The following is a 22,429-nucleotide window of genomic DNA, read 5'->3' as shown; positions in this document are numbered from 1 at the left end:
CCTCCACACCTACAACCACCACCGCTGCCACACCGCACTCGGCGGCCAGCCACCCATCACCCGCGTGAACAACCCTGCGGGTCAATACACCTAGGTCCTGTCTGATGGGTCGTGTGACTCCCCTTGGGGCTGATCGTTCTGGTCGGTGTGGGGCGAGGGGACTTGTCGAACGAGGAGTGGGCTCGTCTGGAGCCTCACTTGCCGAAGAACGTTGGGCGGGGCGGGCGTTGGAAGGATCACCGTAGAGTGATCAACGGGATCCTCTTCCGTCACCGGACCGGTATCCCGTGGCGGGATCTCCCGACGCGGTTCGGAAAGTGGCAGACGATTTACGACAGGCATCGACGCTGGTCAGCCGACGGAACCTGGGAAAGGCTCTTGCGAGCGGTCCAGGCCGATGCCGACGTGGAGAGCCGCATCGACTGGTCCATGGTCGGTGTCGACTCCACGGTATGCCGCGCCCATCAGCATGCCGCGGGCGCTCGCCGACAGACCCCGCGGAAGCCCGGGAAACGCACACGCCCAGTCCGCCACCGAGCCGATGAGGCTCTTGGGCGTTCCCGTGGAGGACTGAGCACAAAGATCCACTTGGCGGGTGAGGGCGGTGTGCGGGCCCTGGCCCTGCTCATCACACCAGGCCAGTGGGGCGACGCTCCACAGATGATCCCAGTCCTGGACCAGGTCCGCGTTGCCCGCCCGACGGGCGGACACCCACGTACCCGGCCGGATCACCTGAGCGCGGACAAGGCGTACAGCTCGCGCCGCAATCGGCGCTGCCTGCGGCGACGCCAGATCGGCCACACCATCCCAGAGCCCGAGAACCAGCGGGCCAACCGTCGACGCCGCGGCCGTGCGGGCGGTCGGCCTACCGGCTTCGATTCGGCAGCGTATGCCCGCAGAAACGAAGTCGAGCGACTGATCGGGAAGTTGAAGATCAACCGGGCAGTGGCCATGCGCTTCGACAAGCGGGCATACGTCTTTCACGGCACGGTGACCGTGGCCGCGATCCGGTTGTGGCTGCGCTCGTGAGTGCGACGGGCCTCATGGGCGGTACCCCTCTGCAACCAGGGCCTGCATGAGATCGCGCGCCCGCGCTGCTGCTGCGTTGTCGTCGAGCAACTGGATCTCCTGGTTGGCCGCCATCGCGATGCCGGCCAGTTGAGAGACGAGACCGTCAGGATCCCGCTCGGCGGCGATCTGACCTGCGGACTGTGCGGTCACGATCTGCGCGCGCAGGAAGGTCCGCCAGCGACGCACCGCATCTTGGAGGAAGGCGCGCAGGTCGCCGGGCTGTCCGTCCAGTTCACACGATGCAGCAGTGACGAAACAGCCGTTGGGGAACGGGCTGTTGGCCAGATAGTCACACCACCTGTCGATGACCACGTGTAGACGTGCCAGGCCGGGTTCCGTCGCGCGGCAGGGCACTACGACTGCTTCGGTGAACATGTCCACCGCCCGGCTCAGGGCGGCGAGCTGGAGTTCCGCCCGGGAGCCGAAGGGGCCGACCACCCCGGCCTTGCTCATACCGAGCGTCTCGGCCAGGGAGCCGATGGTCAGGCCGGACAGTCCCGCGCTGGATGCCTGGGTCACGGCGATGTCGACGATCCGGTCGCGGGTGCGCTGGGCCTCGTCGGCTGATCTCCTCACGGCCAGAGAGTTTAGCGAACGCCCGTGTGCTAATTTTTTGGCGAACGACCGTACGCTAAAGATTGGGGAGTGGGCTGATGCGTGTCCGATGGCTGGGCTGGGCCGGGGTGGAACTCGAAGCGCAGGGCGAGAGTTTGGTCATCGATCTGCTCGGCGAACCCGGGGGCGTCTTGGAGGGAACTGGCCTGTCAGCCCCGATGCCCAAGGTCACCCGCCCCCGCACGGAGGGGCATGTACTGGCCGGGCTCTGCACCCATCTCCACCGCGACCACACCGACGCCGCCGCACTCGCGCAAGCCCTGCGCCCCGGCGCCCCGGTCCTTCACCCGGCACCGTTCGGCGGAGACGCCCACGAGAACCTCTGGACGCTCAAGGCCGACGGTGAACTCACCGAACTAGGGCTCCCCAGGCGCCCGATGGCAGCTTGGGAGACCACGATGATCGGACCGTTCACCATCGCCGCCGTGCCCGCCGTCGACGGTATCGGCGACCCGCAACTGTCCTGGGCGATCGAGGCCGGCGGGAAGCGCGTGATCCACCTGGGCGACAGCATGTTCCACGGCTACTGGTGGCGCGCCGCCCACCGCCACGGCCCCTTCGACGCGGTACTGACGCCCATCAATGGACCCGCTCTGTGCTTTCCGCACTGCCAGCCCGCGAGCCCGCTTCCCGCCGCACTCGACGCTGAACACGCAGCCCTGGCCGCACGGTTGCTCGGGGCAAAGGCCGCCATCCCGATCCACTACGACGGATTCCATCTCGACGGCGTCTACAGCACCCAGCCCAACGAACTGTCCCGCTATCTCGATGCTGCAGCCGCCGAGAAGTACCAGGTCTTCCCCTTGCAGCCAGGTGAAGCCATAACCATCTGACAGGACACCACTCCAAGACGACGGATCAACCACGACCCATCAGACAGGACCTAACCCACCCAAGCGCTGTCAACTGGCAGCAGTTCCAACCCTCTCCGTACGATCCCGGCCGGGCAAGTGCCCTGTCCGGATTCCGCCGGTCATGACCCCGGCCGCGCGCCACGCTGGCTTCATGACCACCTACCTCGCACGACCGCTGACACCTCCGGTCCTCAAGGAGCTGCGCACCCGAGACGACGCGGGCCGCCCCATGATTCCCTTCACCGACGCCGAGGGCGACGCACCCCTGCGCTGCTGCCTGCGCCGCAGCACACCCGGCGAGCGCATCGCCCTGGTCTCGTACGCGCCTCTGCGCCGCTGGGCGGCGGAAACCGGCGCCGACCCGGGCGCCTACGACGAACAGGGCCCCGTCTTCATCCACGCCGACGCGTGCCCCGGCCCGGACGGCACCGCCCTGCCCTTCACCAACGCCCACCGCACGGTCCGCCGTTACTCCGCCGACGGCCGCATCCTGGGCGGCCACCTGGTCGAGGACCCGTCCGCTTTCGAGTCGGCGTTCGCGGAGGCCTTCGCCGATCCCGAGGTGGCGGTCGTGCATGTGCGGGCGGTGGAGTACGGGTGCTTTCTGTATGAGGTGCGGCGGCCTCAACAGGCCGGCTGAGGCGAGGCCGCGTCCTTGAGGGCCTCCAGCACCCTGTCCACCGCCGCCCCCGCCTCCGCCCCCTTCCGCACCGCCGCCACCACGTGCCGTACCGGCCGGTCCGCGCCCAGTTCGCGCATGACCACCCCCTCGCGGCGGGCCGCGGCCATGCGGGGGACCAGGGCCACGCCCATCCCGGCCTCCACCATGGCCAGGATCGCGGTCCAGCCGGAGGCCGAGTGGCCCTGGTGGGGGCTGAAGCCGGCGGACTCGCAGGCGCGGCGGGTGATGTCGGACCAGGGGCCGCTGCCGCCGAAGATCCAGGGCTCGGCGGCGAGGTCGGTGAGGGCCAGGTCGGGGGCGGTGGCCAGGGGGTGGTCCGGGGGCAGGGCGATGTCCAGGGGGTCGGACAGGAGGGGCAGCTGGGTGAAGCGCGGGTCGGCCGCGCTCGGGGCCTCGGCGGCGAGGGAGAGGGCGAGGTCGACCTCCCCGGCGGACAGGAGGTCGTAGGCCTCGGCGGCCTCTGCCTCGCGGACCCGTACGGTCACTCCGGGGTGCGTCGCCCGCAGGGAGCGTACGGCCGGTACGACGAGGGCGGGCACCGCCGTGGAGAAGGCGCCGACCCGCACCTCGCCCGCCTCGCCCTGCGCGTAGGCCGCCAACGCCGCTTCGGCGCGCTCCAGTTGCTCGAAGACCGGCTCGGTGTGCCGCAGCACCAGCCGGGCGGCGTCCGTCAGCCTCACCCGGCGTCCGTGGGCCTCCAGCAGGGGCACCCCCAGCTGCGCGGCCAGGTTGGTCAGCTGCTGGGACACCGCGGACGGCGTCATGTGCAGGGCCTCGGCCGTCGCGGTCACGGTGCCCCGCTCCCGGAGGGCGCGCAGGATCTGCAGCTTCCTCAGGTCCCACTCGGTCATGCGGGCACGCTACACGGCGCGCCTGGCCCGACCACCCAGGCCGAGTTGAGTACCCGTACTCACGTCCGCGGTGCCCCCGCGCCGCGAGGATCGGTGCAGCGGCGCCGCCGAGAGCGCCGGCTCCATCCATCTGAGACCGCTACGGAGAACCCGCCATGTCCCGACGTATCGCCCTGTCCTTGGCCGCCGGTGTCGTCGTCCTCGGAGGTGCCGGAGCTTTCGCCATCGCCCACGCCGAGAACCAGCACCCCGCCCTGGCGCACAGCACCGCCCGCTACACCGCCCCCGACGGCCACCGGGACGGCTCGTTCACCTTCACCACCGAGGTCACGGCGCCCTCCGGCGTCACGGGCCTGAAGGTTCTGGCCTGGCCGGCGAACTCCTCCCTCGCCAAGAAGGAGCCGACCGCCGAGGAGATGGCCGCAGCGGAGCCGGCCACCTGCAAGCCCACCGGCAAGCACACCGTGCGCTGCACCTACACGACCAAGGTGACCGGCGCCGAGGCCGCGTCGTCCCCGCACGGCTCCTGGCGCGTCGCCGTCCTCGCCACCGCCGAGGATGGCACCACCACCCTGGACACCAAGGCTGCAGGCTTCACCGTCGGCTGAACATCGCCCCTCCCCCGCGGCCGGGTTCACCGTGGCGCTGCTCGGGACGGCGGGACCGGCGGACTCCGCCGTCACCGACGCGCCCCCGCGCCCAGCATGACCCCGCCCAGGATCAGGGCCATGCAGAGGAGTTGGGGCCAGCCGGTGTTCTCGCCGAGCAGCGCCCAGGAGAGTACGGCCACGCAGACGGGCTGGAGGTAGTAGACGATGCCCGCGCGGGCGGCGCCGATCAGGGCGATGGCCTTGTTCCAGGCGAAGAAGGCGACCGCGGAGGACGCCACGCCGACGTAGAGGAGGGGGAGGATCGTGCCGGGCGTCGGGGTGAAGCCGCCCTGGAGGGTGAGGCTGGCCGCCTGTACGGGCAGCAGGAGGATCGTGCCGACGAGGAACGTGGTGAACAGGAAGGCGGTGCCGCCCAGTTCGGCGGGCCTGCGGCGGAGCAGCGCGCTGTACGCGGCGAAGCAGCAGGACGCGGCGATCATCCACAGGTCGCCGGCGCCGAAGCTCGTCGCCCCGCCGCCCATGAGCAGCAGTACGCCCGCGCAGGCCGTCAGCAGTCCGGCGGTCCGCCGCGCTCCGAGTCGTACGCCGCCCAGCTGCTCGAACACCGCCATCAGCACCGGTGAGGCGGCCATGATCATGCCCATGGTGGGTGCCGGGGTGGTCAGTCCCGCCTGGTTGACCAGGGTGTTGTAGACGGCGACGCCGAGGAGGGAGGCCAGGAGGACGTAGCGGACGTGGCGTCGGATCAGGGCCCGTTGCCGCCAGGCCTGGCGGGCGCCGATGGGGGCTACGGCCGCCAGCGCGATCACCCAGCGCCAGAACGCGTGCTGGATCGGCGGGACGCTGTCGGCCAGCCCGCGGGAGGTGACGAAGCTGCCGGACCAGACGACCGTGGCGAGGGCGGCCAGGGCGAGGCCGAGCAAAGGGGCGGCGGTCTTGCGGGGACGGGAGGTGGAGACGGTTGAGGCGGTGGTCCGGTGCAGGACGGCTGCCACTGGGGTCCTTTCGCTGTGTGGTGAGTGGACGTGCACCTACCGTCGCAGCGCCTGAACTGTCAGGTCCATCGAATCTTTTCGAGTGGTTTTTTTAGCAAAGCTGAACGATGGACGCCGCCCTGCGCCCAACTGCCCGGCCATGATCGCCCCGAACGCCAGCGCCATGCCCGACACCTGCACGGGTGTGAGCGCCTGTCCGAGCGCCGCCCAGCCGACCACCGCCGCGGTCAGCGGGGAGAGCGGGCCGAGGAAGCCGACCTGGGTGGCGCTGAGGCGGCCGATGCCGCGGAACCAGAGCCAGTACGCGACCGCCGTGTTCGCCAGCGCCAGGTAGAGGTAACCGCCGACCGCGGGACCGTCGAGCGCGGGCGGGGCGCCCTCGGCCAGGAAGGCCACCGGTGCGATGAGGAGGCCGCCCGCGGTCAGCTGCCAGCCGGTGAGCGCCAGCGGGCCGACGCCCTTCGGACGGCCCCACTTCTTCGTCAGCACCGTCCCGGCGGCCATCGAGGCGGTGGAAGCGACGGCCGCCAGCACCCCGATCACGTCCAGGGCACCAGCCCCCTTGAGTACGACCAGACTCACGCCGAACGCGGCGACGACCCCGGAGACCAGCGTGCGCGCGGCCGGCCGCTGCCCGAGCAGCAGCGCCGAGAGGCCCACGACGAACAGCGGCCCGACCGAGCCGACCACGGCGGCCATGCCGCCCGGCAGCCGGTACGCCGACACGAACAGCAGCGGGAAGAACGCGCCGATGTTCAGGGCGCCCAGCGCGAACGCCTTTCCCCACCAGGCGCCGCGCGGCAGCACCCGGGTCAGCGCCAGCAGGACCAGCCCGGCGGGCAGGGCCCGCATCAGGCCGGTGAACAGGGGGCGGTCGGCCGGGAGGAACTCGGTGGTGATGGCGTAGGTGGTGCCCCAGGAGACGGGGGCGAGGGCGGTGAGCAGGACGGTTACGGGCCGTTTCATGACCAAGTCCATTCAGGGGAAGGGGAGTTACGCCCGCACGGGCGCGGGGGCGGGGGCGCCGCCCTGGGTCACGGTCACCGGCACGGGCCGTACCGCCTCCGCCGGCAGTCGGCGCTCCACCCTGATCAGCAGGGCTGCGGCCACCGCCGAGGTGAGGACGAGGAAGGCCCACGGCGCCCTGCCGTCCAGCGCGAGCAGCGTCGTGAACAGGGACGGCGCCACCGCCTTCGCCAGCGACCAGGACATCTGGTACGCCGCCAGGTACCGGCCGCGCACCGCCTCGGGCGCCGCCGACACGGCGAGCACCTCGGCCGCGGGGCTGTGGATCAGCTCGCCGAGGGTGTAGACGACGACCACGGCGACCAGGGCGATGCCGAGAGCCGTGCCCGAGCCGGGGCGCAGGGTGCCGAGCACGATCTGCGCGGCGAACGCGGCCGCGAACAGGGTTCCGCCCAGTGCCGCCGCCCGGGTGCGCCGGGCGCCGGCCCGCCGGACCCGCGCGCCGACGAAGACGCCGGCCACCGCGCAGAGCACGGTGCTGACGGTGAACGCGGCACCGGTGAACACCGCGGGCCCGTGCAGCCACTCCACGACGAACAGCGGGAAGAGGACCGAGAGGGCCGAATAGCTCAGCGCGTTCAGGAAGTTGGCGCCGGTGACGACCAGGAAGGGCCGGTCGGCGAGGACGAGCCGGTAACCGGCGCCCGCCCGGTGCGGGACCGGGGCTCCGTCGGCGGCGCGCACCGGCTTCAGCGGGCGCAGCAGCAGCGCCGCCAGCGCGAAGGAGAGGGCGTTGCCCCAGGCCGCGTACGTGTAACCGGTGCTGCCCGCGAAGGCGATGACCAGGGTGGCCAGCAGCGAGCCCGCCCCGTTGCCGGCGTTCTGCAGTGCACGCGTCGACGCCTGCAGCCGGTCCCGGCCGGACCCGCGCGCCACCTCGCCGATCAGGGACTGCTGTGCGGCGGGGAAGGCGCGGTCGGCGGCCGCGGTGACCAGGGCCACGGCCGCGAAGGCGGCGAGGGAGTGGGCGAAGGGGTAGAGGGCGAAGCCGGCGACCCGGACGCCGTACAGCGTGTACTGCACGCGCTTGGCGCCGTACCGGTCCACCGCCGCCCCGGCGAGCGGCAGCGCGGCGATGCCGGCGAGTCCGGTGGCCGTCAGTACGGCGCCCACGACCGTGAAGGACAGCCCGGTGACGTAGTGGAAGAACACCAGCGTGAACGGGACGTACATGCCGGTGCCCACGCCGTTGACCGCGGCGGCCGCGGGCAGGGCCCACTCCCCCGGGATGCGCTCGCTCTGCCCGCTCTCTCTCTTCACCGTGCCGCCCTCTCCGAAATGACTTGATGGAAAGTAGCTTAGCCCTAAGCAACTTTTCGTCAAGCTACTTTCTTGCGTACGACCCTACGGAGCCGGATACTCCCCCCATGAACCCGAGCCAGCCCCCCAGGGACCCCGTCGACGCGATCATCGACCAGTGGGCGGCCGTGCGGCCCGACCTGGACACGAAGGCGATGGAGGTCTTCGGGCGGATCTACCGCCTCTCCCGCGCCATGGGCGACCGCATGGAGAAGGCCTACGCCCCCTACGGCATCTCGCGCGGCGAGTTCGACGTCCTCGCGACCCTGCGCCGCTCCGGTGAGCCGTACACCCTCTCCCCACGCCAGCTCTCGGCGACGCTGATGCTCACCACCGGCGGCATGACCGGCCGCCTCGACAAGCTGGAACGGGCCGGCCTGCTGCGCCGCTCCCCCGACCCCCACGACCGCCGCGGCCTCCAGGTGACGCTGACCGACAAGGGGTTGGACATCATCGACCGCGCGGTCGGCGCGGGCCTCGCCGTCCAGACGGCGGCCCTGTCGACCCTGGACACCGAACAGGCCGACCAACTGGCCGGCCTGTTGCGTGAGTTGCTCGCGGGGACGCAGGGGGCGGAGCACTAGCTCCACCAGCCGCGGGCCGCACATGTCGTACGGACCGCGGCCGTGTGAGCGGCCGGAGGCCGGGTGGGTCAGTGGCCGGTGGCGCCGTGCGTCACGTGCGCGGCGGGCAGGCGATCCAGTTCACGCGGATGTCGCGGGCGAACTCCGGGGGCAGGTCGCCCTTGTCGCTGCGCCGCACCCCCGCGGTGAAGCCGCGGCGCGCGCCTCCGTAGATGCCCGGGTTGCACAGCTCGGCGACCTCGGGGCCGCCCGCGGCGCACGTGATGAAGGCCGGGCTGTCCGGCAGGTACGCGCCGCTGGTCTTCGCCTCGGTGAAGAGGATGCGCGCGTCGTCCCCCTGCCGCCAGGCACCGATCTCGGTCTGGCCGCAGACGATCCCTTCGGCGTTGCGCGCGCAGGCGATCCAGTTCAGGCGGAAGCCGTTGGACTGCGCCGTCTGCGGGGTGAGATTGCTCTGGTCGATCCAGCGGATGGCGGCGGTGAAGCCTTTGCTGGTCTGGTTGTGGACGGCGACCGTGCTGAGGTTGGCCGTGTTCTTGTCGCCCGCGACGGAGGCGATGAAGACGGGGGTCTCGGTGAAGCCCGCGTTGCCGGTGTCGACGTCGACCAGGACGATGCGGGAGTTCTCCCCCTGCCGCCAGGCGCCGGGCTCGGTCTGGCCGCAGGCGATGCCCGCGGCGTTGCGGGGGCAGGCCATCCAGTGGAGCCGGAAGCCGTTGGCCTCCGCCTGGGCCACGTCCAGTTCCGCCTGGTCGTTGCGGCGGAGGCCGACCGTGAAGCCGTCGGGGCGCCTGCCGTAGATCCCGGGGGCGCCGAGGTTCGCCACATACTTCTTGCCCGCGACGGCGGCGACGTAGATCGGTGTCTCCTTGAAGGCGGCGTGGCTGGTGTCCACGGTGACGAGGACGATGCCCTTGTCACCGCCCTGCTGCCAGCTGCCCGTCGCCTGACTGGCCGGGACCTGGCCACAGACCGGGACGGGACGCTTGGCCCTCACCTCGGTGCTGACGGTGTCGGACTGTTTGGCGGCGGTGTTCGCACGGGTGCGGGACTTGATCTGGGTGGCGCAGCAGAGGGTGCTGCCTCCCGCACCGGAGTCGACGGTGCCGGCCAGGGTGATCACGGCGCCGCTGCCCACGGGGAGGTCCAGGGGCTGGTGCAGCCCGTTCTCGGTGGAGCCCTCGCCCGCGGTGGCGCCGTCGTGCGGTTCGCAGTGCAGCGTGCGGTCGGACAGCTCCGTCGGGATCGTGCCGAGGACCTCCGCGTCGGGGACGTCGTTCGGCCCGTCGTTGCGCACCTTGATGGTGTAGGTGAGTTGACCGCCCGCCTCGACCTCCGGAGGGTCGCCCGCCATCTCCAGAGGCATCTCGGCGGGCAGCGCCACATGGAGATTCCGGATGAGGTGGGTCGCCCGCGCTGCGCCCGTGCTGGCCGCGAGGCCCAGCTTGAAGGTCTTGGGCATGTCGACCTGGTCGGGGGCGCCTTCGAGGTCGAAGTTCTCGATGAGGGTGATGCCACCGCGGTCGGAGTCGGTGGAGTGCCGTACCGTCAGCAGCCCGTTGATGATGCTGATCTGCACGTGGGCGCGCTTCTCCCAGGTGGCCCGGAACCCGCCGGGGAACTCCTCGCCCCGCAGCCAGCGGAACCCGTCCCGTCCACTGCCGGAGCCGCGCACCCCGAGGGTGTAGCGCCGCCGTCCCGGCCCGTGGGGTCCGGCCAGGTCGGAGGCGTAGTTGCCGTAGTTGTCGAAGCCGATGCCGACGTATCCGGCGGTGACGCCCGGCACCACGGTGGTGTGGCTGGCACGCATGTAGGAGTAGCCGAGCGCGGCACCGTAGGCCCCGGCATCCGTCGTCTGTGATCCGTCGATCAGGTAGAAGGAGAATCCGTCGCCGAAGTTGTCGCTGTCGCCGTAGCAGGCGTAGTCGAACTCGATGCTGACGCCGAGCGTGGACTTGAACGGCTGGTTGAGGTAGGCCGTGCCGGCCTGGTTGCCGGCGTCGGAGGTCAGCTGCAGAGCGCCGTTCGGGCCCTCGGTGAGGACTGCGCTGCCGAGGAACCTCCAGTGCGAATTGGTGACGTAGCCGTCCATGAACGACTCGAAGATCGGGAAGGTGGCTTCGCTCACGGGGGCTGCCAGGGCTTCCGGCATGGCGGTGGGCGTGGGGGCGTATGTGGCCATGTGCACTCCAGGGGGGTTCGCGGATCGACACGGAGGAGATTCACTTTCCGCGATCATTGGTCACACTCCGTGATCCACGTCGAGACTATGCCGCGCGCATATGTCCCGCATGAGGGGATGGCCTGTTCGAGGGAGCCCCCCGGACCGGGAAAAAAGCCGAGGGCGCCGTCCCACCGCTCACATGCGGCAGGGCGGCGCCCTCGGCAGAGATCAGGTTCGCGCTCAGGCCTTCGCCTTGGCCTGGCCCGGCTTGGTCACGCGGGTCTTGGACCTGTCCAGGACCATCACCAGCCCCGCGATGACCACGAACAGTGCCACCGGAAGCAGCACGTACAGGCCCAGCGTCGCGCCGACGCTCAGGCCCGCGCCGGGGTCGTCACCGTCGTCGCGGGTCAGCGCGAGCGCGGGGGACGACATGAGCAGCATCATCAGCGTCGTACCGGCGGCCAGGGCGCCGGCGCGCAGGGCGTTCTTCTTGTCCACGATCCCCAAGTTAGCGAACGCCCGGGAAGGCCGCGCGCTCGGGGTGCCCTACGACGGCTCGCCCTCCCGCAGAGCCGCCAGCAGCGCCCTCAGCCGCGGCGAAGCCGTCAGGTCCTCCAGCGTCACCGGCCTGCCCTCCGCGTCGGCTATCGGCAGGCGCCAGTTGGGGTACTGGTCCCAGGTGCCCGGCAGGTTCTGCGGGCGGCGGTCGCCGACGCCGTCCGGGAGCCAGACGCCGATCAGCCGGGCCGGGGTGCGCAGCAGGAAGCGGTACACGCCCTGGATCTCCGCCTCCTCGTGGGATCCCGGGGGTCCGGCCGCCGGGCTGTCGAGCAGGCCGAGGCTGCCCAGCAGGGCGAGCCACTCCGCCGTGTCCGCGGTCGCCTCCGCGTGTTCCTCGGCGGCCGGGCGGGTGAGCAGGCCGAGGCGGTCGCGCAGGTCGACGTGTTCGCCGGTGAGCCGGGCCGCGGTGGGCGGCAGGTCGTGGGTGGTGGCGGTGGCCAGGCAGTCGGCGCGCCAGCGCTCGGGCGGCAGCGGGCGGCCGTCGCCCTCCCAGTCCCGTTCGAACCACAGCACGGAGGTGCCGAGCACGCCGCGCCGCTGCAGCGTCTCGCGCACCCCCGGTTCGACGGTGCCCAGGTCCTCGCCGATCACCACCGCCCCGGCCCGGGAGGCCTCCAGGGCGAGCAGGGCGAGCATGGCGTCGGCGTCGTAGCGCACGTAGGTGCCCTCGGTGGGCGGGCAGCCGCGGGGCACCCACCACAGCCGGAACAGGCCCATCACATGGTCGATGCGCAGGGCGCCGGCGTAGCGGAACAGGGCGCGCAGGAGGTGGCGGTAGGGGGCGTGCCCTGAGGCGGCGAGGCGGTCGGGACGCCAGGGTGGCAGCCCCCAGTCCTGGCCGCGGGCGTTGAAGGCGTCGGGCGGGGCGCCGATCGACATGCCCGCGGCGAAGTGGTCCTGCTGGGCCCAGGCGTCCGCGCCCCCGGGATGCACGCCGACGGCGAGGTCGTGCACGATCCCGACGGGCATGCCGGCCTCCCGGGCGGCGCGCTGGGCGGCGCGGAGCCGCTCGTCGGTGAGCCAGGCGAGGCGGGCGTGGAAGTCGACGCGGCCGGCCAGTTCGGCGCGGGCGCGGGCGGTCTCGGCGGAGCGCGGGTCGCGCAGCGCCTCGGGCCACAGCTGCCAGTCGGAGCCGTGTCTCTCGGCGAGGGCGTACCAGGTGGCGTGGTCCTCCAGGGCCTGGCCCTCCCCGGCACGGAAGGCGTCGTACGCGGCCTGCCGCCCCGGCCCGAGCGGGACCTCGGCGATCAGCTCCAGGGCCTCCCGCTTCAGCTCCCACACCGCGTCCCGGTCGATGTGGGCGCCCTTGTCGAGGACGTCGGTGCGCAGCCGCTCGGCGCGCGCCAGCAACGCGCGCACCCGCCCCTGCTCCTGGATGTGGGCGAACTCGGGGATCTCCTCGATCCGCAGGTGCACGGGGTCGGGGAAGCGGCGCGAGGACGGCCGGTACGGGGACGGGTCGGTCGGCGCTCCGGGTACGGCCGCGTGCAGCGGGTTGACCTGCACGAACCCGGCACCGGCGGTGCGGCAGGACCAGTCGGCCAGCTCGGCGAGGTCGCCCAGGTCGCCCATGCCCCAGGAGCGCCGGGACAGCAGCGAGTACAGCTGGACGAGCAGGCCGTAGGAGCGGGTGGCGGGGGCGGGCAGCCGATCCGGGGCGACGATGAGGACCGCGTGCCCGGTGCGGCCGTCGGGGGCGAGGGCGCTCACCCGGTGCACCCCCGCGGGCAGGTCCTCGGTCCCGTCCCGCTCCTCCCCCTGCTCGGTCTCGATGCGCAGCCGGGTGCCGGGCGGCAGCGCGGCGAAGGCGTCGGGCGGTCCCTCGGTGCCGGGCCGGCGGACGACCGTCGGCGGGAGCAGCCGGTCGCGCAGCTCGCGCTCCCGTGCGGCGAGGGAGGTGCGGACGGCGTCCGGGGTGCCTGCGTCGACGCCGAGGGCAGCCAGGGCGGCGACCACGGCGGAGGCCGGGACCGCGACCGTGCGGCCCGGGGAGGGGCTGTAGGAGGTGGCGACCCCGTGCAGGTCGGCGAGCCGGGACAGCTCCTCGTCCTCGAGCGCCGCGGTCATCTACAGACCCGCGCCGAAGAAGTCCGGAACCGGGTCGGACTCGCTGGTCAGCGGGGCGGCGTCGGCGAGCGGCGGCTCACTGGTCAGGGGTTCGGCGTCGGGCAGCGGCGGCTCGCTGGTCAGCGGGGCCTCGGCGCACGCGGCCTCCGCGCTGAAGACGCACACCTGCGCCTTGTGGGGTTCGGCGGACGACTCCGCCACGGGTTTCCACTGGGCCGGGATCGGGAGCTGAGCCGGTGCGGCCACGGGGGCCTCCTCGTCATGGGTCGGATGCTGCGGCTTGCGGTGGATACGGCAGACCTACCCCGCGAACGCAACCGCAGACATGATCCGCAAGAACAGCGCCGGAGAAGCAGCTGAGCCACCTTTTCCCGTGCCCACTATTCACTCAGTACATGTATCCAGTACATAATGATCCGCATGAGCACCCGCCACATCCTTCTGGGACTGCTCGCGGCAGGGCCGAGCCATGGCTACGACCTCAAGCGACGCCACGACGAACGCTTCCCGCAGGCCCGTCCGCTGGCCTACGGGCAGGTCTACACGACCTTGCAGCGCCTGGTGCGCGACGGTCTCGCCGAGGTGGACGGCACCGACGCGGACGGCGGACCGGAGCGGACGCTGTACCGGACGACGGCCGCCGGTTCCGGTGAACTGGCGCAGTGGGCGGCGCAGATCAGCCCGCCCGCGCCCTTCGTGGCGAACGAGATCTTCGCCAAGGTCGTCGTGTCGATCCTCTCCGGCGGCGATCCGGCCGCATACCTGCGGGCCCAGCGCGCCGCGCACATGGAGCGGATGCGGGAACTCACGGCCGTGAAGACGGCCCCGGACACCGATCTGGCGACCGTGCTCTCGGCGGACTACGCCCTCAACCATCTGGACGCCGACCTCCGTTGGATGAACACCACGGCGGCCCGGCTCACCACTCTGACCGCGGAGGTCGACGCAGCATGAGCAACAGGGGGGACTCCTCGGTGCCGCTTCTGGAGGGCCGGGACCTCGTCAAGGCACACGGCAGGACCGAGGCGCTGCGCGGTGCCTCGCTCGCACTGCGCGCGGGCGAGATCCTCGCCGTGACCGGGGCCAGCGGCAGCGGCAAGTCGACGCTGCTGCACTGCCTGGCGGGGATCGTACGGCCGGACGAGGGCGCGGTGGTCTACGACGGACAGCGGCTCGACCAGCTGCCGGAGAAGCGGCTGAGCGAGCTGCGCCGTACCGACTTCGGGGTGATGTTCCAGTTCGGGCAGCTGATCCCCGAGCTGACGGCCGTGGACAACGTGGCGCTGCCGCTGATGCTGGCGGGATGCGACCGCGCGGCGGCGCGGGGGCAGGCCGCCGAGTGGCTGGAGCGGTTCGGGGTGCGCGGGCAGGAGGAGCTGCGGCCGGGTGAGATGAGCGGCGGCCAGGCGCAACGGGTCGCGCTGGCCCGGGCGCTGGTGACGGGCCCGAAGGTGGTCTTCGCGGACGAGCCGACGGGGGCGCTGGACTCCCTGGCGACCGAGCAGGTGATGACAGCACTGGTGCGCACGGCCCGTGCATCGGGCACGGCGCTGCTGCTGATCACGCACGACGCCCAGGTGGCGGCGTACGCGGACCGCGAGGTGCGGCTGACCGACGGCACCGTGGCACCGGCGGAGGTGGCGGCGTGAGGACTCGTACGAGCGGCTCGGTGACCGCCGATGTGCGGCTCGCCTGGCAGCTGACCCGTGGCTCCGACCGGCAGGAGTGGTGGCGGGTGGGACTGACCGCGGCCGGGGCGGCCCTGGCGACGGGGTTCGCCCTCGCGGCCGTCGCCCTCTCCTCGCTTCGGGGGTATCGCCAGGTGTCCGTCGGCAACGGTCTGCTGGACAGCCCCGGCGAGCGCTCGGGCGTGATCGTCAGCCTGCTGCTCCTGCTCGTGCCGGTACTGGGCTTCCTCGGGCAGTGCGCCCGGATCGGCGCCGTGCACCGCGACCGGCGGCTGGCCGGGCTGCGGCTGGCGGGCGCCGGCCCGGCCCAGGTGCGCCGGATCGCCGCGCTGGAGACGGGGCTGGCCTGCCTGTTGGGCTCGGCCCTGGCCACGGCCGTCGCGGTCCCGGTCGTGCTCGGCCTGTGGGACAGCCCGACGGCGACGGCCTGGGCGGGCCTCGTGCTGGTCGCGCTCGGTGTGCCGGTGCTGGGCGCGGCGGCGGGCGCGCTGGCGCTGCGCCGGGTGGTGGCCTCGCCGCTCGGGTGGGTGCGCCGGGTGCGGCCCGGCAGCGGGCGGGGGCCGGGCCTGCTGTTCGTCGGCGGGGTGCTGGTCGTGCTGCTCCTGGCGCTCTTGGCTCTCGCGCACACCTCCAGCACGGACCGGGGGCGGGTGCCGCTGACGGTGTTCGGGCTGGTCATCGTGGTCGGGTCGGGAACGGTGTGGCTGGCCGGGGGCACGGCCAGGCTGGTCGGGCGGAAGCTGGCGGGCCGCGCTCGGTCCGCTGCGACGCTGATCGCGGCGGAACGGCTGCGCGAGGACCCGTGGGCCGCGGCCCGCACGCACGCGGCCGTCCTGCTGGTCACGATCGTCGCCACGGGCTTCGTCGGCGTCCGCCAGGCGTTCCTCGCCGACCTGTACGAGATGAACCGCGAGGACCACCTCGGGATGCCCGTGTCCTTCTACACGACCGGTATCGACCTGACCGGCGCCGCGATCCTCGTCGCCTTCGTGATCACCCTCTCCGGCCTCGCCGTCGGCACCGCCGAGTCACTGGCGAACCGCCGCCGCGGCCTGGCCGCACAGGTCGCCGCCGGGGTGCCGCGGGCGGTGCTCGGCCGGGCGCTGCTCCTGGAGACGGCGCTGCCGCTGGCCCCCGCGGTCGCCCTCGCCGGCGCGGGCGGCATGACGATCGGCGTCTGGTACGCCTCGGTGGTCGGGGGCCAGGTCACGGTGGCGTACGTGGCGCTGCCGGTCCCGGTGGGGGTGTACGCCTGCTGTCTGCTGGCGGCGGCCACCTCGCTCCCCCTGCTGCGCCGCTCGGTGCACCCGGCGGAGCTGCGCCACGCGTGATCGCCGCAGGAACGTCCGGCCCCGGGGCACAGGGGACCCCGGGGCCGGACCGCACGCATGCCCGGGTACGGCCCCGGGCATGCAAAGGCCCGGATCGTCAGGCGGAGATGCCGTCGATCCGGGCCAGGGCGTCATCCGCGCCGTACGGCTGCAAGTACGGCAGCCAGCGCGGGTCCCTATGTCCGGTCCCGATGATGCGCCAGGCCAGACCGGTGGGCGGGGCTGGTTTGTGGCGCAGCCGCCAGCCGATCTCGACGAGGTGTTTGTCGGCCTTCACGTGGTTGCAGCGGCGGCAGGAGGCCACCACGTTGTCCCAGACGTGCTTGCCCCCGCGGCTGCGCGGGATGACGTGGTCGACGCTGGTTGCGACGCCACCGCAGTACATGCACCGGCCCCCGTCGCGCGCGAACAGCGCCCTGCGGGTCAGAGGAACGGGCCCCCGATAGGGAACCCGCACGAATCTTTTGAGCCGGACCACGCTGGGTGCGGGGACTGTGACGGTTGCGCTGTGCATATAGGCGCCGGATTCCTCGAGGGAGACTGCCTTGTTCTCCAGGACGAGGATGAGCGCGCGACGGAGCGGTACGACGCCGAGCGGCTCGTACGACGCGTTGAGGACCAGGACATGCGGCACGGGTGCCTCCTTGGGCGTCGGCGGCGCGTGGCTCGCGCCGGGACGATCTGCAGCCAGTCTCCCCTCATGCCTGGTGGAAGCGCCACCATGTCCCGGTAACGGGCTGGGAGTGTTTTCGACCACACCTGGTTCTTCCCCCGGATCATGGCCTGCCCAAGCGCGGGTGAGACCGGTCTCTCCTGCGCCCGTCCTTCGCGGATCGGGGTGGGGCACACACAATGCACCGTTAGTGTGGTGGTTGAGTCCGCGCGGTGACCTTTCCGTGACCTGCCCTCCACCGCGGCGGACCGTGCAGCACCATGGAGGTACCTGCCGTGTCCTTGCCCGTCGTCCTACCGGCCGCCGGTGCGACGCCGTCGCCGTCCCCCTCGGGGTCGACGGCCCCGGCCGTGCCGACGCTCCAGGACGCCCAGCAGAGCGCGACGAACGCGGCGAGCTGGGTGGAGCAGAACTGGTCGACCTGGCTCGCGATGGGCCTGCAGATCCTGCTGATCCTGGTCGTGGCGTTCGTGCTCAGAGCGGCGGTGCGGCGGGCGATCACCAAGCTGATCGACCGGATGAACCGGACCGTGGAGTCGGTGGACGGCACCGCACTGGGCGGGCTGCTGGTCAACGCCGAGCGGCGCCGGCAGCGCTCGCAGGCGATCGGCTCGGTGCTGCGCTCGGTGGCGAGCTTCCTGATCCTCGGCACCGCCGCGCTGATGGTGCTGTCGACCTTCAAGATAAATCTGGCGCCGCTGCTGGCCTCGGCCGGTGTGGCCGGTGTGGCGATCGGTTTCGGCGCCCGGAACCTGGTCACGGACTTCCTCTCCGGTGTCTTCATGATCCTGGAGGACCAGTACGGCGTCGGCGACTCGGTCGACGCGGGCGTGGCCTCCGGCGAGGTCATCGAGGTCGGCCTGCGCGTGACCAAACTGCGTGGGGCCGACGGCGAGATCTGGTACGTCCGCAACGGCGAGGTCAAGCGGATCGGCAACCTCTCCCAGGGCTGGGCGACCGCCGGGGTCGACGTGACCGTACGCCCGAGCGAGGACCTGGACCGGGTGAAGGCCACGCTCGGCGAGGTCGCCGAGCGCATGAGCAAGGAAGAGCCCTGGAACGAGCTGCTGTGGGGGCCGATCGAGGTGCTCGGCCTGGACAGCGTGCTCATCGACTCCATGGTCGTCCGCGTCTCCGCCAAGACCATGCCCGGCAAGTCACTGACCGTCGAGCGCGAGCTGCGCTGGCGCATCAAGCGGGCGTTCGACGCGGCGCAGATCCGCATCGTGGGCGGCGCGACGGCCACGGAGGACGCCGCGGACACCCCGGACCCGACGGCGGCGGTGGCGGCACCGTCGGTGTACTCCAACACCGCGTCCCCGCAGGCGGAGGCGGCGACGCCTATTGCTCCGCAGCAGCGGTCGGCGCCTAAGTAGGGCGTACGAGGGAACGGTTCGGCACACTCGTTCGAGTGAACAGGTGGGGCATTCCGGCGTCGAAGGCGCCGCGGGTGCCCCATCGTTCTGCCGGGGCACCCGACGCGGGCTTAGCCTGGCATCAGTGCGACAAGGAGATCCAGCGATGAGCGCCGAACTGATCATGGAGCCGGTCATGCCGCAGGTGGACCCCATCGACCTGTTGAGCGCGTTCGAAAAGGCAGCAGCACCCATGCCGATTCGAGCGGAGTACATCGAGGGGACGGGCATCTTGCCGCCTCAGCCGGAACACCGACACAACGCTGGTGCCGTAAAGATCATCGTCCAGTTCCACCTGGCTGGCCTGGATCTGGCCGGCGTGAACGACGGCTTCCGAGTCGCTCGCACAGACGGTCGGACCATGGCCTTGGTCGTACCGGACTTCTACGTCTGTCGCCGCGAGCCAACTGAACTCGACGAGTCCTATCGCACAGCTCACCGGGGCTGGTACCCCATCGACATGATCGCCTTGGTCGGCGAGGTCACCTCCACCAACCACGAGACCGACACCGGCCCCAAGCTCCGCACCTACGCAGCCGCCGGCGTCCCCGTCTACGTCCTCATCGACCGCCACTCCAAGACGGCCCACTGCTACACGGACCCGATCCTCCCCGGCGAGGACCCCACCGAGGCGTACTACGACACCGACACCAAGGTCGACCTCGGCGAGCCTCTCCCGCTCCCCTCGCCGTACCCCACCCTCGACACGACCCCGTTCGTCAACGGCTGAGCGGGCCGCAGGCCAGTCGGTACGCCTCGCGCACCCAGGCGTCCTCGCCGGGGTCGACACCGCAGGCCAGGGACGCTCCGCTGGTGCCGGGCTGCCATGTGGTGACGCTGCCGTACACCGTGCGGCTGGAGCAGGTCACCGTGAAACTCGCCTCCACGGTCCGCACCGCCTCGGCGGTGACGAAGCGGCCGGCGCCGTGGAAGTCGATGCGTTCCGCGTGCCGCGGATGATCGGCGCTGGTCTCCCCCGGGGGTATCAGCTCGTCGCTCTCGAGGCCCAGATGCCGGGCGAGGGAGGCGATCACCCGCCGTCCGGAGACCCCCGCGTCGCTCGTCTCGACCCGGGCGACGACGGTGCGCACCGGGACGTTCCGGAAGGTGGTCCACCCGTCGCTCGCGCGAACCCGCTTCACCGGGGACACCCCGGTCAGCCGTCGCTCCCATCGCGTCGTGCCCCAGTGGATGGCCCCGGAGGCACACGGAGAAGACACGGAAGGCGACACGGAGGGTGTCGCCCGGACCTCGGGCCGCGTCTGTGCCGTACACCCCGTCGCCGCCCCCAACAGCACTACGGCCGCCGCCACGTGACGCATGCCCACCAGTCCTCCCCCTCCGCCGGCCGCGCGTGCCGGAGTCTTCGGTCGGGCATCCTTCACCACCCGCTCGTCACCGGCCGGTCCCACCTGCCCGGACAGTGGGTCAGAGGGCGGCAAGCTGTGAATGTAAGCCCTCTGACCAGCGGAAACCACGTCCGTGATGCACTCGTGACGCGCCCGGGGATTCAGATCACCTTCACAGGAACCCCGTATTCCCTCCGCATCCGGTGATCGTCTAGGGTCACCCCCACGACGGGCCCTTGTTCTGGAGCGCGACGCCGCCCGGGGGCCCGTTTCGAATGTGGGGAAAGATGAGAAAGCTCGCCATAGGCGCCGCTCTGTCCGGTGCCCTGGCTCTGTCCGGCCTGGCCGCGCCCGCCGCCTTCGCGACCGGCACGCCCGACCTGACGTTCGCCGGCGTGACGGTGAACAAGGGCAAGCCGATCGTCGTCGGCGCCACCAAGGCCGTGACGGTTCCGGTGACGTACACGCTGACCCGCCCGAAGGACCTGGTCATCGACCAGCAGAAGACGATGCAGGCGGTGACGCTGTACCGCGGCACGCTGCGGTCGATCGAGAACGAGCTGGGCCCGGACATGCCGCCCACCTGCACGACGGCCGCCACGACCGACACGACGGTCACCGAGAGCTGCACCGAGACGATCGTCGCCGCTCCGGGCGAGTCGCTGTATGAGACCGCCGACGCCACCACGTGGAAGGCCGCGGGCGTGTACGCCCACACCGACGGCACCGCCTCGGACGACTACCTGCACCACGAGATGGACATGTCCATGTGGGGCAACCTCGCCTCCGTGAAGGTGCAGCGCGCCGCCCAGCTGACCGCGGACGCCGCCCCGGAGCCCGTGGTCAAGGGCAAGACGCTCACCGTCAAGGGCAAGCTGACCCGGGCGGACTGGGCAAGCGGCAAGTACACCGGCTACAAGGGCCAGACGGTCCAGCTCCAGTTCAAGGCGGACGGCGGTTCGTACAAGAACGTCAAGACGATCACCTCCGGCACCGGAGGCGCCCTGTCCACCACGGTGACGGCGACCAAGAGCGGCACCTACCGCTTCGTCTTCGCGGGTACGGCCTCGACCGCGGCCAAGACCTCCGCCGGTGACCACGTGACGGTCAACTAGTCCGGCACCCCTCAGCCGCACGCCCCCGAGGTAACGACTCTGTTGCCTCGGGGGCGTTGTCTATTGACGCCCTCTTCGTCCTGGGCTTACGTTCCTCCCACCCAATAGGAAAGTTTCCTAACAGTGATCTCCGGGCGTCCAGTGATCAAGGCTGGACGTCATGCCCAGGTCACTGGGAAGCTGGGCAGTTGGAAAGGCAGGTGTCGACCCCCATGGCAGGAACCGCCGGTACGCCGGGCACCCCGCGCGTCCTGCGCGCCATGAACGACCGCGCCGCCCTGGACCTCCTGCTGGAGCACGGGCCGCTGTCCCGCACCCGTATCGGCAAGCTCACCGGCCTGTCCAAGCCGACCGCCTCCCAGCTGCTGGCCCGGCTGGAGGCGGCGGGCCTGGTCCGGGTCACCGGCACCAGCGAGGGCCGGCCGGGCCCGGGCGCCCAGCTGTACGCGGTCAACCCGACGGCCGCGTACGCCGCCGGGCTCGACGTCACCCCGCACCGCATCCGTGCCGCCGTCGCCGACATCACCGGCCGCACGGTCGGCGAGTACGAACTGCCCACCCCCGGCCGCCGCCCCGCCCACCCGGTCGCGCAGCAGGTCACCGACGCCCTCGACGGCGCCGTGAAGGCCGCCGGGCTGACCCCAGGCGACGTCCACCGGCTGGTCATCGGCACCCCCGGCGCCTTCGACCCGGGCACCGGCCGGCTGCGCTACGCCTCCCACCTGCCCGGCTGGCACTCCCCCGCACTGCTCGACGACCTCGCGGCGGCGCTCCCGATGCCGGTCGAGTACGAGAACGACGTCAACCTCGTCGCCCTCGCCGAACAGCGGCTCGGCGCGGCCCGGGGCCACAGCGACTTCGTGTTGCTGTGGAACGAGGAGGGCCTCGGCGCCGCCCTGGTCCTCGGCGGCCGGCTGCACCGCGGCTGGACCGGCGGCGCCGGCGAGGTCGGCTTCCTGCCCGTGCCCGGCACCCCCCTGGTGCGCCAGGTGACCAAGGCCAACAGCGGCGGCTACCAGGAGCTGGCCGGCTCCCAGGCCCTGCCGAAGCTGGCCCGTGAACTCGGCATCGAGGACGTGCCCTCGGGGCCGCACGCCGAGGCCGCGGCGGAACTCCTGGCCCGCGCCGCCGACCACGCCGCCGGCGGACCCCACCGCGAACTGCTGGCGACCTACGCGACCCGGCTGGCCACCGGTCTCGCCTCGCTCGTCTCCGTCCTCGACCCCGAACTCGTCGTCCTCAGCGGCTCCGCCCTGACGGCCGGCGGCGAGGTGCTGCGCGCCCTCGTCCAGGCCGAGCTGGAGGAGCTGGCCGCGGCCCGCCCCCGGCTCGTCGTCGGCGACGTCCGTGAACACCCCGTGCTGCGCGGCGCGCTGGAGTCCGCGCTCGCGACCACCCGCGACGAGGTCTTCGACACCTCGCGCTGAGCCCCCGCAGTCCCCCTTCCTCACCCACCTCGCCCCTGGGAGACCTCG

The 22,429-nt window shown here is 72.0% G+C and carries 23 protein-coding genes; 12 read left to right on the top strand and 11 right to left on the bottom strand.

The features are described 5' to 3' along the window. Positions 1-147: 147 nt before the first annotated feature. Positions 148-1,029 carry an IS5 family transposase gene (locus ACZ5DS_RS40190; RefSeq protein WP_468248858.1) on the top strand — a complete coding sequence of 294 codons (882 nt, stop codon included), beginning with the start codon at positions 148-150 and terminating at the stop codon, positions 1,027-1,029. Positions 1,030-1,041: 12 nt separating this feature from the next. On the opposite strand, the gene ACZ5DS_RS40185 is transcribed toward ACZ5DS_RS40190, so the two are convergent. Next, positions 1,042-1,647 carry a TetR/AcrR family transcriptional regulator gene (locus ACZ5DS_RS40185; RefSeq protein WP_468248848.1) on the bottom strand — a complete coding sequence of 202 codons (606 nt, stop codon included), beginning with the start codon at positions 1,645-1,647 and terminating at the stop codon, positions 1,042-1,044. Between the two features lie 77 nt (positions 1,648-1,724). Between ACZ5DS_RS40185 and ACZ5DS_RS40180 the strand changes: the two genes are divergently transcribed. Both ACZ5DS_RS40180 and ACZ5DS_RS40175 read left to right on the top strand, forming a co-directional pair. Continuing rightward, on the top strand, positions 1,725-2,519 hold the full coding sequence (locus tag ACZ5DS_RS40180) for an MBL fold metallo-hydrolase (protein ID WP_468248845.1): 795 nt from the start codon (positions 1,725-1,727) through the stop codon (positions 2,517-2,519). Positions 2,520-2,691: 172 nt separating this feature from the next. Then, positions 2,692-3,180 (top strand): DUF1203 domain-containing protein, encoded by a 489-nt coding sequence (locus ACZ5DS_RS40175; RefSeq protein ID WP_468248842.1) that lies wholly within the window; start codon positions 2,692-2,694, stop codon positions 3,178-3,180. Here the strand turns inward: ACZ5DS_RS40175 and ACZ5DS_RS40170 are convergent. Then, positions 3,165-4,073, bottom strand: coding sequence for a LysR family transcriptional regulator (locus ACZ5DS_RS40170; RefSeq protein ID WP_468248840.1), 909 nt, complete (start codon positions 4,071-4,073; stop codon positions 3,165-3,167). The two genes, ACZ5DS_RS40175 and ACZ5DS_RS40170, sit on opposite strands and share 16 nt — an antisense overlap. A gap of 155 nt (positions 4,074-4,228) precedes the next feature. Here ACZ5DS_RS40170 and ACZ5DS_RS40165 point away from each other — a divergent pair, with 155 nt between their 5' ends. Further along, positions 4,229-4,681, top strand: a complete 453-nt coding sequence (locus ACZ5DS_RS40165; protein ID WP_468248837.1) for a DUF5707 domain-containing protein — start codon at positions 4,229-4,231, stop codon at positions 4,679-4,681. Positions 4,682-4,752: 71 nt separating this feature from the next. Here the strand turns inward: ACZ5DS_RS40165 and ACZ5DS_RS40160 are convergent, their stop codons facing one another. Genes ACZ5DS_RS40160 through ACZ5DS_RS40150 form a run of 3 tightly spaced genes read right to left on the bottom strand, consistent with a single transcriptional unit; the run spans position 4,753 to position 7,965 of the window. Then, positions 4,753-5,667 carry a DMT family transporter gene (locus tag ACZ5DS_RS40160; protein ID WP_468248856.1) on the bottom strand — a complete coding sequence of 305 codons (915 nt, stop codon included), beginning with the start codon at positions 5,665-5,667 and terminating at the stop codon, positions 4,753-4,755. Positions 5,668-5,715: 48 nt separating this feature from the next. Continuing rightward, positions 5,716-6,645, bottom strand: coding sequence for an EamA family transporter (locus tag ACZ5DS_RS40155; protein ID WP_468248835.1), 930 nt, complete (start codon positions 6,643-6,645; stop codon positions 5,716-5,718). Between the two features lie 27 nt (positions 6,646-6,672). Next, positions 6,673-7,965: an MFS transporter gene (locus tag ACZ5DS_RS40150; protein WP_468248832.1), complete on the bottom strand. Its 1,293-nt coding sequence runs from the start codon at positions 7,963-7,965 to the stop codon at positions 6,673-6,675. 107 nt (positions 7,966-8,072) lie between these two features. Here ACZ5DS_RS40150 and ACZ5DS_RS40145 point away from each other — a divergent pair, with 107 nt between their 5' ends. After that, positions 8,073-8,588, top strand: a complete 516-nt coding sequence (locus ACZ5DS_RS40145; protein WP_468248830.1) for a MarR family winged helix-turn-helix transcriptional regulator — start codon at positions 8,073-8,075, stop codon at positions 8,586-8,588. A 91-nt stretch (positions 8,589-8,679) separates the two neighbouring features. Here the strand turns inward: ACZ5DS_RS40145 and ACZ5DS_RS40140 are convergent, their stop codons facing one another. From ACZ5DS_RS40140 to ACZ5DS_RS40125, 4 genes are all read right to left on the bottom strand, one after another. Next, positions 8,680-10,770 carry a hypothetical protein gene (locus ACZ5DS_RS40140; protein WP_468248827.1) on the bottom strand — a complete coding sequence of 697 codons (2,091 nt, stop codon included), beginning with the start codon at positions 10,768-10,770 and terminating at the stop codon, positions 8,680-8,682. Between the two features lie 222 nt (positions 10,771-10,992). Continuing rightward, the gene (locus ACZ5DS_RS40135; protein WP_468248824.1) at positions 10,993-11,253 is read right to left on the bottom strand and encodes a hypothetical protein; all 261 of its coding nucleotides are present in this window, start codon (positions 11,251-11,253) and stop codon (positions 10,993-10,995) included. Between the two features lie 48 nt (positions 11,254-11,301). Further along, positions 11,302-13,383, bottom strand: coding sequence for a 4-alpha-glucanotransferase (gene malQ / locus ACZ5DS_RS40130; RefSeq protein WP_468248822.1), 2,082 nt, complete (start codon positions 13,381-13,383; stop codon positions 11,302-11,304). Next, positions 13,384-13,629, bottom strand: a complete 246-nt coding sequence (locus ACZ5DS_RS40125) for a hypothetical protein (RefSeq protein WP_468248819.1) — start codon at positions 13,627-13,629, stop codon at positions 13,384-13,386. Positions 13,630-13,803: 174 nt separating this feature from the next. On the opposite strand from ACZ5DS_RS40125, the gene ACZ5DS_RS40120 reads away from it, so the two are divergent. From ACZ5DS_RS40120 to ACZ5DS_RS40110, 3 genes are read left to right on the top strand one after another with little or no spacing between them, the layout of a single operon-like run. Next, entirely contained in the window at positions 13,804-14,337 is a 534-nt protein-coding gene (locus ACZ5DS_RS40120; RefSeq protein ID WP_468248817.1) for a PadR family transcriptional regulator, read from the top strand. After that, complete coding sequence (locus ACZ5DS_RS40115) at positions 14,334-15,032, top strand: ABC transporter ATP-binding protein (RefSeq protein WP_468248814.1); 699 nt, start codon at positions 14,334-14,336, stop codon at positions 15,030-15,032. Before ACZ5DS_RS40120 ends, ACZ5DS_RS40115 begins: the two co-directional genes overlap by 4 nt. Further along, positions 15,029-16,402, top strand: coding sequence for an ABC transporter permease (locus ACZ5DS_RS40110; RefSeq protein WP_468248812.1), 1,374 nt, complete (start codon positions 15,029-15,031; stop codon positions 16,400-16,402). The genes ACZ5DS_RS40115 and ACZ5DS_RS40110 overlap by 4 nt, the downstream gene beginning before the upstream one ends. A gap of 97 nt (positions 16,403-16,499) precedes the next feature. Here ACZ5DS_RS40110 and ACZ5DS_RS40105 read toward each other — a convergent pair whose 3' ends face one another. Continuing rightward, positions 16,500-17,036 carry an HNH endonuclease gene (locus ACZ5DS_RS40105; RefSeq protein WP_468248809.1) on the bottom strand — a complete coding sequence of 179 codons (537 nt, stop codon included), beginning with the start codon at positions 17,034-17,036 and terminating at the stop codon, positions 16,500-16,502. A 314-nt stretch (positions 17,037-17,350) separates the two neighbouring features. Here ACZ5DS_RS40105 and ACZ5DS_RS40100 point away from each other — a divergent pair, with 314 nt between their 5' ends. Continuing rightward, the gene (locus ACZ5DS_RS40100) at positions 17,351-18,451 is read left to right on the top strand and encodes a mechanosensitive ion channel family protein (protein ID WP_468248807.1); all 1,101 of its coding nucleotides are present in this window, start codon (positions 17,351-17,353) and stop codon (positions 18,449-18,451) included. 145 nt (positions 18,452-18,596) lie between these two features. Beyond that, on the top strand, positions 18,597-19,220 hold the full coding sequence (locus ACZ5DS_RS40095) for a Uma2 family endonuclease (protein WP_468248804.1): 624 nt from the start codon (positions 18,597-18,599) through the stop codon (positions 19,218-19,220). On the opposite strand, the gene ACZ5DS_RS40090 is transcribed toward ACZ5DS_RS40095, so the two are convergent. Beyond that, positions 19,210-19,632 (bottom strand): hypothetical protein, encoded by a 423-nt coding sequence (locus ACZ5DS_RS40090; RefSeq protein WP_468248802.1) that lies wholly within the window; start codon positions 19,630-19,632, stop codon positions 19,210-19,212. The genes ACZ5DS_RS40095 and ACZ5DS_RS40090 overlap by 11 nt on opposite strands. A gap of 494 nt (positions 19,633-20,126) precedes the next feature. Here ACZ5DS_RS40090 and ACZ5DS_RS40085 point away from each other — a divergent pair, with 494 nt between their 5' ends. Continuing rightward, positions 20,127-20,954 carry a hypothetical protein gene (locus tag ACZ5DS_RS40085; protein WP_468248799.1) on the top strand — a complete coding sequence of 276 codons (828 nt, stop codon included), beginning with the start codon at positions 20,127-20,129 and terminating at the stop codon, positions 20,952-20,954. 212 nt (positions 20,955-21,166) lie between these two features. Continuing rightward, positions 21,167-22,381 carry an ROK family transcriptional regulator gene (locus ACZ5DS_RS40080; RefSeq protein ID WP_468248796.1) on the top strand — a complete coding sequence of 405 codons (1,215 nt, stop codon included), beginning with the start codon at positions 21,167-21,169 and terminating at the stop codon, positions 22,379-22,381. Positions 22,382-22,429: the final 48 nt, after the last annotated feature.

The sequence above is a fragment of the Streptomyces sp. NPDC031100 genome (assembly GCF_055570785.1).
Note: the sequence above shows the minus strand (reverse complement) of the source record. Positions and strands in the feature narration are given on the sequence as shown.

Excerpts from the sequence above, each read along its gene's own strand:
- ACZ5DS_RS40115 (WP_468248814.1), top strand. The coding sequence starts at position 14,334 with ATGAGCAACAGGGGGGACTCCTCGGTGCCGCTTCTGGAGGGCCGGGAC.
- malQ (WP_468248822.1), bottom strand. The coding sequence starts at position 13,383 with ATGACCGCGGCGCTCGAGGACGAGGAGCTGTCCCGGCTCGCCGACCTG.
- ACZ5DS_RS40180 (WP_468248845.1), top strand. The coding sequence starts at position 1,725 with ATGCGTGTCCGATGGCTGGGCTGGGCCGGGGTGGAACTCGAAGCGCAG.
- ACZ5DS_RS40145 (WP_468248830.1), top strand. The coding sequence starts at position 8,073 with ATGAACCCGAGCCAGCCCCCCAGGGACCCCGTCGACGCGATCATCGAC.
- ACZ5DS_RS40095 (WP_468248804.1), top strand. The coding sequence starts at position 18,597 with ATGAGCGCCGAACTGATCATGGAGCCGGTCATGCCGCAGGTGGACCCC.
- ACZ5DS_RS40170 (WP_468248840.1), bottom strand. The coding sequence starts at position 4,073 with ATGACCGAGTGGGACCTGAGGAAGCTGCAGATCCTGCGCGCCCTCCGG.
- ACZ5DS_RS40080 (WP_468248796.1), top strand. The coding sequence starts at position 21,167 with ATGGCAGGAACCGCCGGTACGCCGGGCACCCCGCGCGTCCTGCGCGCC.
- ACZ5DS_RS40175 (WP_468248842.1), top strand. The coding sequence starts at position 2,692 with ATGACCACCTACCTCGCACGACCGCTGACACCTCCGGTCCTCAAGGAG.
- ACZ5DS_RS40120 (WP_468248817.1), top strand. The coding sequence starts at position 13,804 with ATGAGCACCCGCCACATCCTTCTGGGACTGCTCGCGGCAGGGCCGAGC.
- ACZ5DS_RS40155 (WP_468248835.1), bottom strand. The coding sequence starts at position 6,645 with ATGAAACGGCCCGTAACCGTCCTGCTCACCGCCCTCGCCCCCGTCTCC.
- ACZ5DS_RS40085 (WP_468248799.1), top strand. The coding sequence starts at position 20,127 with ATGAGAAAGCTCGCCATAGGCGCCGCTCTGTCCGGTGCCCTGGCTCTG.
- ACZ5DS_RS40165 (WP_468248837.1), top strand. The coding sequence starts at position 4,229 with ATGTCCCGACGTATCGCCCTGTCCTTGGCCGCCGGTGTCGTCGTCCTC.
- ACZ5DS_RS40140 (WP_468248827.1), bottom strand. The coding sequence starts at position 10,770 with ATGGCCACATACGCCCCCACGCCCACCGCCATGCCGGAAGCCCTGGCA.